Annotated in this window: 8 protein-coding genes and 1 tRNA gene; 3 read left to right on the plus strand and 6 right to left on the minus strand. The window is 68.4% G+C overall.

The genetic code is table 11. The features are described 5' to 3' along the window. Positions 1-39: 39 nt before the first annotated feature. Positions 40-3,588, minus strand: coding sequence for a BREX-2 system adenine-specific DNA-methyltransferase PglX (pglX, locus tag IPK24_15580; protein MBK8076947.1), 3,549 nt, complete (start codon positions 3,586-3,588; stop codon positions 40-42). Positions 3,589-3,590: 2 nt separating this feature from the next. Next, positions 3,591-7,808, minus strand: a complete 4,218-nt coding sequence (gene pglW / locus IPK24_15585; GenBank protein MBK8076948.1) for a BREX system serine/threonine kinase PglW — start codon at positions 7,806-7,808, stop codon at positions 3,591-3,593. 139 nt (positions 7,809-7,947) lie between these two features. Between pglW and IPK24_15590 the strand changes: the two genes are divergently transcribed. Further along, positions 7,948-8,868 (plus strand): ADP-ribosylglycohydrolase family protein, encoded by a 921-nt coding sequence (locus tag IPK24_15590; GenBank protein ID MBK8076949.1) that lies wholly within the window; start codon positions 7,948-7,950, stop codon positions 8,866-8,868. A gap of 25 nt (positions 8,869-8,893) precedes the next feature. Here the strand turns inward: IPK24_15590 and IPK24_15595 are convergent, their stop codons facing one another. Both IPK24_15595 and IPK24_15600 read right to left on the minus strand, forming a co-directional pair. After that, positions 8,894-9,640 carry a hypothetical protein gene (locus tag IPK24_15595; protein MBK8076950.1) on the minus strand — a complete coding sequence of 249 codons (747 nt, stop codon included), beginning with the start codon at positions 9,638-9,640 and terminating at the stop codon, positions 8,894-8,896. A gap of 706 nt (positions 9,641-10,346) precedes the next feature. Further along, a tRNA-Pro gene (locus tag IPK24_15600) sits at positions 10,347-10,423 on the minus strand. A gap of 139 nt (positions 10,424-10,562) precedes the next feature. On the opposite strand from IPK24_15600, the gene IPK24_15605 reads away from it, so the two are divergent. Next, entirely contained in the window at positions 10,563-11,423 is an 861-nt protein-coding gene (locus tag IPK24_15605; protein ID MBK8076951.1) for a PAS domain-containing protein, read from the plus strand. A 132-nt stretch (positions 11,424-11,555) separates the two neighbouring features. Further along, entirely contained in the window at positions 11,556-13,013 is a 1,458-nt protein-coding gene (locus IPK24_15610) for an EAL domain-containing protein (GenBank protein MBK8076952.1), read from the plus strand. A gap of 7 nt (positions 13,014-13,020) precedes the next feature. On the opposite strand, the gene der is transcribed toward IPK24_15610, so the two are convergent. Together der and cmk are read right to left on the minus strand one after the other, a co-directional pair. Then, entirely contained in the window at positions 13,021-14,457 is a 1,437-nt protein-coding gene (gene der / locus IPK24_15615; GenBank protein ID MBK8076953.1) for a ribosome biogenesis GTPase Der, read from the minus strand. After that, on the minus strand, positions 14,454-15,191 hold the full coding sequence (gene cmk / locus IPK24_15620; protein ID MBK8076954.1) for a (d)CMP kinase: 738 nt from the start codon (positions 15,189-15,191) through the stop codon (positions 14,454-14,456). Before cmk ends, der begins: the two co-directional genes overlap by 4 nt. Positions 15,192-15,219 lie beyond the last annotated feature (28 nt).

Consider the following 15,219-nt stretch of genomic DNA (forward strand, 5'->3'; position numbering starts at 1 on the left):
GTCTCCTCGCGGTCCTGCATCGGGTGGGGCTCTCGCATGTCAGGCCTTGGCCTTGCGGCCACGGGTGGCTGGCGCTGGGCGCCACCCGGCCAACTCTTCCAGCGTCATGCCGACCTGCAGGGATCGGCTGCGCAACTGCTCATCCAGGAAATCGGCCAGGTTGACCTGATACGTCGGGTCAGTCTCGTTGTGCCACTGACGGACCCACGGCTGCAGCTCAGCCAGCCCCACGACCAGCGGAACGAGCGCCTCGTCCGGCCAGCCCTCTGCCTCGCGCTCGGCGACGACCCCGGCCAGGGCGAGGGCCTGTTGCGCGTGGTCCCAGCCGGCCCATCCGAGCAACTGGGTCGAGTCGGTCTCCCGACTCGCATCCGGGTAGAGGACAAACCGCTCCTTGGGGACATCAAGCTTGCCGCGATGCTGCCACCACGACTGCTTGCGGAAATCGGCGGGAGCGTACTTCGGCGGCACCGGGATCGCACCAACAGTCTCGCCAGCGTCCTCGCGTCGCTGCAGGTCCCAAGTGTGCTCCCACGCCTCACGCTTGCGCAGGCCAGTGTCCTTGAGCCGGTAGGCGGCGAGGAACGGCACACTCTCATCCGCCAGTAAGGCACTGAGCTGCTGGGTCACCGACTGATCCCTATGCCCCGACCACAGCTCCAGCACCGAAGCGCCCTCGGCATCCCGGGAGACGATGTCGGCAAGCTGAGCCACCGACCGCGCCACAGGACGGCCCCGCCCGTCAAACCAGAACCGTCGGTCCTCAAGCCGGTCAAGAATCCAGCTACGCAGCGCCCGCTCGACCCGCTTCTCCCACGGCTCGGTGGACCACCGTCGCTTATACTCTGGACGCTCCAGCAAGTGGATGAACTTGTTCGACTCGATCATGTCGAGGCGGCGCTGTACGAGATCGCGGTAGCCCTGCGGCCAATGGACAGGAATCTCAGTGATCGGAGCCGAACCATGTCGTGAGAACCAGGTCGTCGCCTCCTCGTCCGCCGAGACCTTGCGCGCCAGGGCGATCTCGAACGCTCGTTCCCCCAAGCGCACGGTAGGCAGATCACCATCGGCGTAGGTGAGATCAGCGTTTAGGAGTTCGTACGAGCGGTACACCTCCCAGTCGAGCTCCTCCTGCTCTGCGATCATTCGTGCCCGGACCTCTTCAGTTGCCATGCGAGCCGCGTCGAGCCCAGCCGTCGTCGGCGTAGCCGACGTTGGTGTTGTGGCTGCAGCGAAGATGACTCCGCGCCGGGTCGCGAGCTCATCGAGCAGGCGACCCCTGTCCAAAGGCAGGGTAGTGGGGAGTGGAAAGTCCTTGAGCGTGGTGCCAGTGAACTCATAGAACCGTTCCCACGCTTCGGCTTTGAGGCCTTCGTTGATACCTTGGCTACCTTTGTCATGGCTGTTCTGCTTGAGCCAGAAGCAGGCCGTCGAAGAGTTCAACACACCGAGCAACGCCAGATGATCGGCCTCCGTCGTCCCCTCCGGCAACTTGATCACCGGAGCTGAGCGATTGAAGACCTTCCCGCCGCGATCGAACACGAAGTGGTTGTGCGTAGCCACGAACGCGAACGTAATCGAGAGCGGCAGGGCGAACCGCTTCGTGAAGAACATGGAGTACTCGAACCACTGCAGGCCACGCTGTATTTGGCTCAGACCGTAAGCGACTCGCGAGCTGAGCAATGTCCGATAGGGCCACAAGCATCGACTAATGGAGGGGTCGCGCTCCGCGCCAAGAGTCTCCGGGTTGTACGGCCAGATTGAGCCGACCGGGTCCACTATCGCCCAATCACGCGTCACGTCCCCTTCAACAACCGGTCGGATGTGATCAGGGTCTACACCGTGCCGTCGCGCGGCGCCTGCTCCGATCATGAAAGCTGAGTCCTCGCGGGTTACGGCACCGAAACCGATCTCAGTGACAAGGTCGTCGAGTCGGCGGTTGTCCACCGCATCGACTGCGGCGAGCAGGCGGTCCGCCCCACCGCCACTTAGGCTCCACGGGTGCTTTGCAAGGGAGACAAGCGGCAGGGACACGACGGAGATGTACTCGTTCTCGAACTCGCTCTGCCCGACGCCATCGACGATGGACGACCAGACCATACCCTTGGCCGGGTTTGATGGCTGGCCGGGTTCACCCCTGATCCCAAGGGCAGCCTTGACCGTTGTGCCGCTCGATGGGCGCGGCTGACCGACCAGGATGACCGTCGGCGTCCCGTGCCCAGGGATGTAGGCACCCGACGTGTCGACCACTAGTCGTAGGTCCTGCTTACTTAGGAACTCCTCGATCAGGCGGGAACCGAACTCACGCTTCATGAAGGAATTCGAGGTGATCTGGCCAGTCCACCCAGCCGGACGATCGCCCGACGTCGGCTTGGCGAGTTGGAAGAACCGCTCCATGAACGGCACCGTTAACGCGTAGGTGCCCTTGCAGGTGGCGTAGCGATCACGGTAGGCCTGATTCAGCTTCTTGTCCTTGACCGTGATGTAGGGCGGGTTGCCAACCACGACGTCATAGCGACCCGGCTCCAGGATCCGCCGGAGCAGGGCGAGATCCTCGCTCACGTAGGCGAACCCGCTGAGTGAGGAGTCCGCGTCCGCCATGCCCGGCAGGTCGAGTTCGAGCTGGCTCGAGCCGTGTAGCAGTGAGTCCCCCGCGGCCAGGTTGAACCCAAAGGCAGGCGCGTCTTCGAGCGAGGTCAGCCCGCTCGATTGGAGCGCGGCCAGCAGGAGGCGGAACCGGGCGACCGCCACCGCGAAGGGGTTGAGGTCCACTCCGTGGATCGCATCCAGAGCCCTCTGCACCCGGGACTGCACCTCCAGACCCGGCGCCCTGTCCGCCCAACGGTTGACGAGTCGTGCAAACGCTCCGAGCAGAAAGTGCCCAGAGCCGCAGGTCGGGTCGATCAGCCGGAACCCCTCCAAAGGCCGCTCCAACAGAGCGGGTTCCATGGTCTGGTCGAGGATGAACTCCTCGACGAACTCCGGGGTTTGCAGCAGCGCGAACGTCTTCTTCGCGTAGTCCGAGAGGTCCTGATAGAGGTCGCCGAGGAAGCGCGTCGACAGCTGATCGTCAGTGAGGTCCCACACCAGGGAACCGGAAGCCTGCTCACGCCAGAAGGCCAGCAGTCGCTTGGCGGCTCGACCCGAGGGGGAGACCGACCACAATGGAGAGTGCGACTCAACGAGGTCTCGCGTCGCCTTCGTCGACCTGAGATGCTCGATCGCCTGCAGCAGCCATTCCCGGTCGTTGTGTTCTGGGTTCGCCCGGTAGTACGCGAGCTCGGCGTCCAGCGCCTCTTGACGACGTTCCGGGGGGCCAGCGATCCACACCGGTCCCAGCAGACGGTTGTCCTCGCAGAACCGAATGAACACCGTGGTCAGCACCCACGCTACCGCCGCTTGGGTGACCCGGTCATCGCGCCAGACCTGCCACGCCATTGAGGTGCGCTCCCGCTGAACCGCCTCGTGGTGCTCCTGTGCCCACACTGCCCGCACCTCGGGCTGTCCCTCGACCTGGTCGCGCAGGTCGTCCTCCAGCTCAATTACGAACTTCTTCAGCGCGGCCGTCAGGCCCGGGCTCACGGCCACTCTCACTCCTCCATTCGAGCGGCCGCGGTCAGGGCAGCCGCGGCATCGATCCAGTCGTTGTCCAGGGCGACGAACTGGTTCGGCGCCGCCAACGGCACCGGCCGTCCGTCGAGCAGTGGGCCGTGGTTCCCGCCGAGTTGCGGCACGACGAGCCAGACCGCGCGGCGGCGCGGGGCGGCCAGATCTGTCCATCGGGCGAGCAGGCCGACGTTGTTGTACCGGGCCAGAGGTGAGGCCTCGGTGAGCAGTACCGGAGCGTCGGGCTCCGCCTCGGCCAGGGCGGCCTCAACGGCTGCTTCGACGGTGGGCCATGAGCGGCGGACCAACTCATTCAGGCCCCGCCGAGCTCGGCTCGACTCGCCTTCGGCATCTGCTGCTCGCACGTGCTCCCACGACGGCCCGGTGGAGGTCGAGGTTGCGCGGAGGGCGTCGAGCAGCACGCCGGTGAGGTCGACGACCGTTGCACGGTAACGTGTCTCGGCCGAGGCCACGAGGCGCGCCAGCCTGTCGGCGCGTACGCCGAGGGCGAGGAAGGAGCGGCTGGCGATCGAGCTCTCCAACCGTGCTCCGAGCGCACCAGTCGTCCCGACCGGAGAGGTGTTCACCGCGTGGCTGGTCGGGCGGCGCGACTCCAGTCCTGTCGTCGCCGCACTGGACTCCCTCGCCCGGTAGACCCCGAGCCGGTCGTCGAAGGTCCACCCCAGACCGGCGTCCGCGACGAGTGCATCCAAAGTCGGTCGCTTGGGCAGCGACGCCACCGCCGGGAACCGGACGCGGACCCGTTCACGCACCTCGTCCGGGGCGAGCTGCTGCCCACCGCCGAAGCCCACGAACGCGAGTTCCAACGCCGCTCGCTGCGACAGGTCTCGATGGTGCAACTCACCGGCCCCAGACGACGCGGCGTGGGTCGACAGTGAGGCGGCCAGGCGCACCAGTCGAATCGGGTCACGCAGTCCGGCTGGTAGCGAACCGTCGGACGGCAGAGCGGCCTCCAGCCGCGCGCAGGCCCGTGCCGCCGGCACGACTGCCTGGACCGGGTCTCCGGCAGCGGCCACGAGTCGATCCGCCTCGGCGCCAAGGGGCTCGGCAACGTCGAGGAGCGTTTGGTCCCCGGCCACCAGCAAGGCGACCCCGGAGCGGCGGCGCAGCCACAACGACTCCCCCGCGCCGTCGGCGCGGCCGAGCGCGCGGCGCCGCTCAAGAGCGAACCGCAGCAACCCGCGGGCCAGCCGCCCGTCCGGGTGTTCCTGTGTGGCCAGCGACTCCAGCACGGTCGCGGTGAGCTCTGACAGGGTCGCGACAGCGCCGAGCTCGTCGAGCCGGCTCGTCACAGCCTCCGCGAGCCGGTCCAACAGCCCGCGCGCCGCGTCGTCGCCGGCCCACACCTCCTGCAGCGTCGCCAGGAGTTGCGTGGCTCGCTGCGGCGTCACGGGGTCGGGCAGGTTCGCTGCCAGCTGGGCTTGCGTCGCGAAGGCGTCCAGGTCGGTCCCGACACCGAGCACCAGCCGCACCATCGCTCCCCGGGCTGGGGACCGCGACGTCGTGATCGCGGCCAGCAGGACGTCTGCAGCATCTGTCGGCGTGGGGACACCGCCGCCGGGGGCAGCTGACCGCTGCTCGCCCAACCGCGCGCGCCATTGCTTGATCCGGGCGCTGATCTGCAGCCGAGTGGCGTTGGCGACCCCGGGCAATCGGGACAGCCGGACCGGGTCGACGGTGAGCAGCTCGCCCACCGTTGGCACCGCGTAGGGCTCCAGAGCCGACAGTGCCCGGGCAGTCAGCCCGGAGTCGCGCAGCGGCGTCGTCAAGGTTGCCCGGGCTGCCAGCTCGTCGTTCGTCGTGTCAGGCTCAGTGGTTGCGTCGTTGGCGAAGATGGCCAGCCAGGCGGAACGCATCGCGTCGGCCGTGTGGTGGCGACGCTTGGCGTCTCGAGCCAGGGCGGTACGGAAGAAGGCTGTCAGCCCTTCCGCTAGGGCGTGGTCGAACTGGGCGGGCTCGACCGAGGCTTCGTCCGGGATGGTAGCCGGGTCGGACTGCCCGTCCCCGTAGACCGGTGTCGCCCCTGTAGCCATCTCGAACAGCACCACCGCGGCGGCGTAGCGCTCTGCCGCGGAGTCGTACCGGTCCCGCGGACCGGTCAGGAACGGGTCGAGATACGGCGGGGTGCCGGCCGAGGTCGCTGACGCCGCGGCCCGGGTCAGGGAGAAGTCGAACAGCACGAGGTGCTTGGTCCGGTCGCCCCGGCTCTCTCGCACGCCCAGGTTCGACGGTTTGATGTCGCGGTGGTCGACGCCAGCCTTGTCGAGCGCGACGAGGCACTCCAACAGGTCTTGGCCGAAGCGATCGAGCAGGTCCAGAGAGAGGCGTTCCCGGGTGCGCAGGACGTCGCTCAGCGTCTGCGGTCCGGCGCTCTCGAGCAACAGGGCCCGCCGACCCCCGACGACGAGTGGGCCGTCGAGCACCTTGACGACCCCCGGCACGGTGAGCTTTCGCAGCACCGCCGCCTCATCGTCCAGCCGTGCCGCGGCGTCTTCGTTGAGTGCGACCTTCAGCACCCGCTCGGTGTCGCTCCCCTGGGCGAGCAGGTCGGTGACCAGCAGACCGACGGCCGTGGAGCCCTGACCGAGGCGGCGCTTCAGCTCGAACCGGCCGTCGAGGATGGCTCCCTGCACGGCGTCCAACGGGTCGGTCTCATCGACGTCCGTCGCGGACTCCCGTTCGGCGGCGGAGAGGTGAGCGAGAACCGTTGTGACGTCGGCGGTGCGCTGGGTGGGCGCCGGATGGGTGGCTTTGAGCATCAGGGAGCGCAGCGTGGAGGAGATCTGTGGCAGCTCGATCGCGGCGTCCAGACCCTGCTGCTCCTGCAGGCGCGTCTTCAACGCGAGAGCGTGTGGCGCAGGTTGAGTGCCGGTGAGCAGGTAGAACGCCAGCGCGCCGAGGCCGAACACGTCGAGCCGGATCCGATCGGCGCCGGCATTCCACGCCCCCTCGGGCGCGCGGAACACCTCGACGAGTTGGGGCTCGTCGTCGGCGGCTCGGGCGCCCACCACCGACGTGACTCCGGGGGCCGGCCTGGTGGCCGATGCGGCGTCCAGGGCTCCGGCCGCCTGCCAGTCGCCGACGCGGACCTTGACGTCGTGTGCTGTTCCGGGATCCTGGCGCACCCACACCGCCAGCGGCGACAGGGCGCGGTGCACGACCTTGTTGTTGTGCGCGTACTGCAGGGCCTCACCGACCTGCCGGATGATCGACAGTTGTGTCGTCAGCGGGATGCCTTGGGTCTGGCCCGCCAGGTACAGGTCGAGACGCTCCCAGTGCGGGTCGTACGGGTAGACCAGCCCGACGCCGAGCTCGGAGTCGACGACGTCACGCGGTCGCAGCAGGCCATCGTGTTGGAGCCGCGACATCACCTGGAACTCATGCGTGGCGATCGCGTGGGCCGCGGCATTTTCCTGCTGGCTCGCGCTCGGTGCGAACACCCGGAACCGGATGCGAGCGTGGTCAGTCGGCACCACACGGTGGGAAGCGAGCCAGTCCTGCCAGCCGTCACCTGAGTCAATCGCCTGATCCTGAATGACCCACGACCCCGCGTCACGTTCGCGGCGCTGGACCAGGCCGATACGCGCCATGAGTTCGACCAGAATGCGCTCCTGGTTGCGGCCGACCGACCTCCGGCCCGCCGCTTCCAACACGAGGGTAGAGATGCCCGGAAGGTTGCTGCGGTTCTCACCACCGTCCAGGCCGAACAGCCCGATCGCGCTGGCCTCACGCAGGGCTGACCGGAAGTCCGGATGGTGGAGGAACACCGACTCCTGGACGAACGGGACGACGTCCCTCTCATCAGGGATCGTGACCTTCTTCTCAGCAGCCCATATCCGCAGCTCGTCACGGAGCTTGGTCGCGAAGTACTGCGCCTTGCGGCGGGCGAGCTTGAGTGGGGAGTCCTCAGGGCGGCGTTGGTCTCGGGTCCACCGTTGGTCGTCCCCGCGCAGGGTTCCAGCGTAGAACTTCAGCTCGATCAGGTGGAGCTGTCCGCGGCCGAGAAGCAGCAGGTCAACCTCGTGCCAGCGGCCTCGCGAGTCGCGGAACTCGAAGTTCGACCAGGCCCGGAACGGTGTCTCGTCAGGCATGATCAATCGCACCAAGGCCAGACCATCAGCCTCGTGGGGGAACTGCGAGGGAGACACCTCGACCCAGCGATCGGACCCTGCGTGCACCACCCTGCTGGTCCCCCAAACGTCGCGCAACGGACTCTGCCCACCGCGCACCCGCGGCTGCCCCCGAGGCCAACATATCGGCCCCGTCGGCAGATACTCTGCGTTGACCCTTGATCAGCGCCAGCGAGTGGAGGGCGCCTTCGTGACGATGCGCCTCAACGAGGACCGAGTTCGCGGCCTCATGCTCGGGCTGCTCTTGGGTGACGCCTACGACACGACGAGCGGCGGGACGGCTCGCGTCCAAGGAACCTGCTTGGCGCAGCTCGCCTGCTTCACCCTCGAAGGACTCATCCGAGCGTCGGTCCGTTATGACCATAAGGGACTGTGCCACCCGCCATCGGTCGTTTGGCACGCCTGGTGCCGATGGGCCCACGTCCAAGGCCTCGGATCATCGTTCGCCGCTCACTGGGGCACCTCAGGTGACTGGCCGGACGGCTGGCTCAGCCAGGTACGTCCGTTGTCGATGCGACACGGCCGAGCCCCGGCAACCGTCGCTGCGCTGCGTCGCTCCTCGGTAGCACCCGCAGGCGCCGTCGGCAACAGCTCGGGGCATCACGCGCTTACGCGCAGCCTTCCAACCGCGATCTTCGCGTCCGAGCTGACAAATGCCGCCCAGATCGGCGCCGACCTGGCGGGGCTCACCCATGGCAGCCCCGACGCCGCATCGGCCGCCGCAGAGGGAGTTGATCTCGTTGCCAAGCTGCTGCACGGAGAAGGTGACCGGGTCGAGCTGCCACGCCAATCGTCCTCCGCACCACCAGGCACGGCAATGCACGCCCTGCACCACGGACGCATCGCTGCACATGCTGCCGATGACCTCGCCGATGCCATCCACCGCGCCCGCGCCCATGGACGAGGAGCGACAACGACAGCCGCGGCGCTCTACGGCGCGGCAAACGGGTTACGAAGCGTCCCGAGTGAGCTCGTGAACGACCTGGAGATCGCCTGGGTCGCCGACCAACTCGCCCAGGACGCCTACTCCCAAATCACCGCCAAACCCGGCGGAACGGAGTTCACAGCGGCGCCGGACCCGGTGTGGTGGAGTCGCTACCCAGGCTGGTAGACGTAGCAACAGCTGGCTCAGTCAACTACGAGCAGCGACAAGAGCCGTTGAAGCCGATCGGCGCTCCGCACGACGGGCAGCTGGCAAGGCGAGGCTCGCGGCGTCCCTCGTTCACCAGGCCCCGGCTCCCGGCTCGCTCCAGGTCGGGTCGAGCCGGGTCGATGGTCTTCGCCTGCCGGGGCGCTCGACGTGCCAGCACCCTCGAAGTCAACTTCGCCCACCAGGAGCGACGGCCGGCAACTTTCACGTCCTGCTCCGCGCCGCCAGACAGCGACGGCGACAGGTGCCCTCGACCCGAAGGAGGCGGCGGCGCAGGGTTGACTGCCTTGGGCGGCACGACGCTGCGGGCGAGGTCTTCACGAGCTACCGGGTACGCCCGACGTACCCCACTGGACGGGTGCGGTTCGCGCGCCGACGGCGCTTCCTTGGCCAGCGCCCGGGCGACCGCGGCCTTGGTAACGCCATCGAACCCTGCCTCTCTCAGCCTGAACGCCACTTGCGCTGGAGTCAGGTGGGGTTCATATGCACGGATGCGATGGGCAGCCATCTTGAGTTCGCCAGCGGTCATGGACCGCTTGTTTCGCCGTTTCCGCCGCCGGCCTTGTCCCGTGTCGCCAGCGCGATCGACCTCGCTCGGCACACCCGCCTTCCGATCGATCCACGAGGTGGTCGAGCGGTCAGGAGCATCGTCATTCGCCCAGTCATGCTTGGGTTCCATGCGCCCGTCGAGGTTCGCGTCGGCGTACCAGTCGTCAATCGATCCCGGGCTCATGCCTTCACCCCACCTGCGTGCGATTCACTCCTCGAATGGTCGTTCGTCAAGCCTCTCAGAGGAGTCCAGACGTCGAGCCCCGGATGGCCAATTGGCAACGCGGACAACCCCAACGGGCGTACGGGGGTGACGCGCCACCTCATGCATCGGTCGTCTCGCGGTCACCCTCGAGTGGCGCGCGAAGGGCTTGCTCGGTTGGGTTGCGCACCAGCAAAGGTATGAGGAGCAGCCCATAACCCTCGCTCGGCTCTGGCCGACAGTCTCTGTTGTGACGGCACGGGCAGCGGTGCCCTCAGCGGTGTGCTCTCGATCAAGCCAGCTGCGAGGCTGATGCGCCGGGCTGCTCATGTAGTGGACCTGCGAGACGGACTCGGCGTAGGCGCCTTCGAGGCGCCGGTAGGCGGTCTTGAGGGCGCTGCTCTTGTCCTGCGGCATCGGCGCCGGCGCCCAGACCGGCTTGCCGGCGTGCCAGGTGAGGGTCCCTTCGCCGACCTCCGCTGGGCCGCCTGCGACGAAGAGCTGATCGGCCTGGGCGAGGCGGTCCAGGGTCCCACGGCTCACGTACGCCGTGGACGCGACCAACATGGCGGGTCGATCGCGAGGGAGCTGCAGGTCGAACGGGCCAACACACAACACACGAACAGCACATGATCTTCATACCCCGAGGGGGTATACGATTTGATCATGCCTCTGACCTGCGGTTATATGGTCGGGACGGCGGGATTCGAACCCACGACCCCTTGACCCCCAGTCAAGTGCGCTACCAAGCTGCGCTACGTCCCGGTCGTGCCCGGCATCATCGAGCGGGCTTGACGATGCTAGCGCATGACGGACCCTCGTCTTCGACCGATATCCGCCGGGCAGCGCGCTCACCCCCCGCCAGAGCTACAGAGCACAGACACCCTGGTCGACAAAGACACTCGTGCCGTCCGAAGCGACCCCGACGAGCACCCGCGACGCCGTCGTGCCCGACACGGGCTCTGCCGCCGGAGAGCCACGACGCCAGCGGGTGCGACCGTGGCGCAGACTGCTGACCCTGGCCCTGCTGCTCGCCCTCGGGACGACGGCCGGCCTGTTCACCCTGGCCCTCAAGCGCTCGGCGCTCCAGGCCGTCGAGGCACAGAGCGATCTGCAACGGCTGGCCACGCAACTACACGAGCTGGACGGACAGGAGTGGCGGCTCCGGGCGGGGGACATGTCGGCGGATGACATGGCCTCGGCACTGAGCGTTACCGCCGCCGACATCCAGTACGGGTTGCACGATGCCGGTGGCGAAGGCCTGTCCCTGGGTGCTGTCACGCAGATCTCCGCAGCGTTCGGCGCCTACCACGAGGCACTCGACCGGCTCATCGCCCTGCAGCGCAACGACTCTCCCATTGCCGCCGTGCAGGTCGACGAGGACCTGGTCGACCCACGGTTCGACTCCCTGGACTCGATCCTCGAGCAGCACATCATCGCGCTCGGCGAGCGGGCAGCCCATCAGGGTCTGATCAGTGACCTGGGCATCCTGGCCACCATCGTGTCGCTCATGGGCACCTCGGCCTGGGTGCTCGAGCGCGGCGTACGCGCCGACGCCCGGCATCGGGCCGAACACGAGGCCGGGGAGCGCTATCGAGCATTGGTAGACCAATCATCCGACCTCGTCATGGTGGTCGATAGCGCCGGACAGCTCACCTTCAGCAGCCCCTCGACGACGCGGTTCCTCGACGACCATCTCGGTTCGGATCGGCGCGGGTCGACCTGGCTCGATCTGGTCCATCCGGACGATCTCGAGGCAGCCTAGGCCTGCCTCCGACTCGGCGCCGATCGGGCCGAGCGCGAGGGGATCGCCTGTCGGCTCGGCAGCGATGACCATTGGCGGGAGTACGAGATCACCGCCCAGGACCTCACCCACGAGCCCTCGGTCCAGGGCATCGTGCTCACGGCGCGCGACGTCACCGAGCGCCAGATGCTGCAGAACGCCCTGACGACTCAGGCGCTGCACGACGCCCTCACCGGGCTGCCGAACCGGGTGCTGCTCGCCCGTCGCTTCCAGGCCGCGCTGGCCGACGAACATGCTCCCGCCTCGGCGCTACTCCTGATCGACCTCGACCGGTTCAAGGACATCAACGACACCCTGGGCCACCATCTCGGTGACCTGCTGCTCACCCAGATCGGCCTTCGCCTGGCCGACACCGTTCACCCGGGCGACACCATCGCCCGCCTCGGCGGCGACGAGTTCGCCGTCCTGCTGCCCGGCGTCGAAACCCTCGACCTGGCCTGTGTGATCGCTCGGCGGACCCTCGACGCCCTCACCCAGCCGTTCCTGGTCGACGGCCTCGACCTCGAGGTCGAGGCGAGCATCGGCGTCGTCCTCGCAGGACTGCACGGGGACGATGCGACCACGCTGATGCAGCGCGCCGACGTCGCGATGTACGTCGCCAAGAACCGCGGCATCGGGATCTTCTCCTACGACCCGGACGCCGACCATCACCACCCCGATCGACTCGCCCTGCTCAGCGACCTGCGCCGCGGCCTGGACGCGGAGGAGCTGATCATCCATTTCCAGCCTCAGCTGCGTCTGGACACCGGAGAGCTGACGGGCGCCGAGGCCCTGGTGCGGTGGCAACACCCCGATCGTGGCCTGCTCTTCCCCGACACCTTCCTGCCGATGGCCGAGCACACCGGCCTGATCACCCCCCTCACCGATCGAGTGCTCACCCTCGCCGTCCGCCAGGCCCGCCGATGGCTGGACGCCGGCCACCCCATCCGGGTCTCGGTCAACCTCTCGCCGCGCAACCTGCTGGACGACGACCTGGTCGAACGTGTCGCCCTGCTTCTGGAACGGCACGCCCTACCCACCGAACTGCTGCTCCTCGAGGTCACCGAGTCGGCCATCATCAGCGAGCCGGTACGTGCCGCCGAGGTCCTGCGCCGCCTCACCGACCACGGCATCTCCATCGCCATCGACGACTTCGGCGTCGGCTACACCAGCCTGGCTCACCTGAAGAACCTGCCGCTACACGAGCTCAAGATCGACAAGTCCTTCATCATGACCATGAACCAGGACCGCAGCAACGACGTCATCGTGCGAGGCATGCTCGATCTGGGTCGCAACCTCGGTCTGCAGACCGTCGCCGAGGGCGTCGAGAACGCCGAGTCGATGGCCCTGCTGCACAGCTACGGCTGCGCCGTGGCCCAGGGGTACCACCTGGCTCGGCCACTGAACACCGAGGCATTCGATCGCTGGTGCGCCGAGGATCTACCCCGCCACCGTGCCGAGATCGCCGCGCTCGCCACAGCCCCGGACGACGTCCCCCCACCGATCGTCCGTGCCCACGGCACGTTCCTGCCCCCCACCCAACGACGTGGTCGACAGGGCGTCGACGGCTGAAACCGCTTCAGCGACGACGCTTCTCGCGGGGGCGCACCGAGACCTCGATCGGCGTCCCGGTGAACCCGAACTCCTCGCGCAGCCTCCGCTCGACGAAGCGTCGATAGCCCGCTTCGAGGAACCCGGTGGTGAACAACACGAATCGCGGCGGACGAGTCGCCGCCTGGGTGCCGAACAGGATGCGCGGCTGCTTGCCCCCACGCAGCGGGTGCGGGTGGGCTGCCACGATCTCGGCCAGCACCCCGTTCAGCCGCGAGGTCGGGACCCGCTGCTCCCACGAGGCCAGCGAGGTGTCGAGCGCCCTGGCCAAACGGTCCACGTGCCAACGGGTCTTGGCCGAGACGTTGACCCGGGGCGCCCACTGCACCTGCACCAGGTCGATCTCGAACTCACGCTCGAGGTAGCGACGACGCTCCTCGTCCACCAGGTCCCACTTGTTGTAGGCGAGTACCAGCCCTCGCCCGGCGTCGACCACCATCTGGATCACGCGGGTGTCCTGCTCGGTCAACGGCTCCGAGGCATCGAGCAGGACGACGGCGACCTCCGCCTTCTCGAGCGCCGCCCGGGTACGCAGCGAGGCGTAGAAGTCGGCCCCGTGCGACTGGTGCACCTTGCGGCGGATCCCGGCGGTGTCGACCACTCGCCACGGCCGCTGCCCGATCTCGACGATCTCGTCGACCGGGTCGCGCGTCGTCCCGGCGGTGGCATCGACCACCACCCGCTCGCGCCCCGCCAAAGCGTTGAGCAGCGAGGACTTCCCGACATTCGGGCGCCCCAGCAGCGCCACCCGGCGCAGCCCGTCCTGCTCCGCGCCGCCCACCGCCGAGACCTCCGGCAGCACCGCGAGGCAGGCGTCGAGCAGGTCGCCGCTGCCTCGGCCGTGCACGGCCGAGACCGGGTACGGCTCACCGAGTCCCAGGCTCCACAAGGTCGCGGCATCGGCCTCACCGCGCAGGTCGTCCACCTTGTTCGCGGCCAGTACGACGGGCTTCCCGCTGCGGCGCAACAGTTTCACCACGGCTTCGTCGGTGTCCGTGGCGCCGACCGTGGCATCGACGACGAACAACACCGCATCGGCCAGCTCGACGGCCAGCTCGGCCTGCTCGGCCACCCGTGCCGCCATCCCCCGGACGTCCCGCTCCCAGCCCCCGGTGTCCACCACCAGGAACGGGCGCCCTGCCCACTCCGCGGGATAGCTCACCCGGTCACGGGTCACGCCGGGAACATCCTCGACGACCGCCTCGCGCCGGCCCAGGATCCGGTTCACCAGTGTCGATTTGCCCACGTTCGGGCGGCCGACCACGGCGAGCACCGGCAATGGCCCCGCGCTCTGTTCAGCCCCCCCGGCGTCCTCGCCCTCGGCGAGCAGCGCGCGGTCCTCCTCAGACAGGTCGTACTCGTCCAGTCCGGCGAGCAAAGCCCGCCCGACATCCGGCTCAGTCATCCCACACTCACGTTTCCACACACACTCAGCACGGCCTCGACCGTCTGATCGAAGGTCAGTCCCGAGGAATCCAGTTCCAGCACGCCGTCCGCCGCGGTGTGAAAGCTCGACACCGTCGCGTCGTCGGCGTCGCGGCGCACCACCACGTCCCGCATCGAGGCCACCGCCTCGGCGCTGGCCTCACCGTGCACCTCGCGCGCCCGGCGCGCCAGCCGGGCCGCCTCACTCGCGGTCAACAGCAGCCGGACGTCGGCGTCCGGGGCCACCACCGTGGTGATGTCGCGCCCCTCGGCCACGATCCCGCTGCCGTCGGCCCGGGCCGCGTCGATGATCTCGCGCTGGCGGCGGCGCAGATCGGCCCGCACCCCCAGGTTGGTCGCCACGGCGCTGACCGCCGCCGAGATCCGGTGCTCGCGGATCGCCTCGGTCACCTCCACCAGCCGACCCCCGCGCCGGACGGCGATGCGCTCCAGGTCCGGGTCGGTCGAGAGGTCGAGGTCGAGCGCCACCGTGTGGGCGGTCACCACAGCCTGCGCGGCGTCGTCCGAAGCGGTGTGGAGCCCGGCGGCGAGCACCGACCAGCACACCGCGCGGTACATCGCCCCGGTGTCCAGGTAGCGCAGGCCCAGCCGGCGCGCCACCTCGCGCGAGACGCTCGACTTGCCCGAGCCAGAGGGTCCGTCGATAGCGACGACCAGTCCGGCGCGGCGCGGTACGGCGGCGTCGGCAGGCACTTTCAACCTCCGGAAGACAACTCGGGAA

This window comes from Kineosporiaceae bacterium, from assembly GCA_016713225.1.
Lineage (GTDB): Bacteria > Actinomycetota > Actinomycetes > Actinomycetales > Kineosporiaceae > JADJPO01.

What these genes read in the sequence shown, in the direction of transcription:
- IPK24_15595 (MBK8076950.1), bottom strand. Translation starts at nt 9,640, where the DNA reads ATGAGCCCGGGATCGATTGACGACTGGTACGCCGACGCGAACCTCGAC.
- der (MBK8076953.1), bottom strand. Translation starts at nt 14,457, where the DNA reads ATGACTGAGCCGGATGTCGGGCGGGCTTTGCTCGCCGGACTGGACGAG.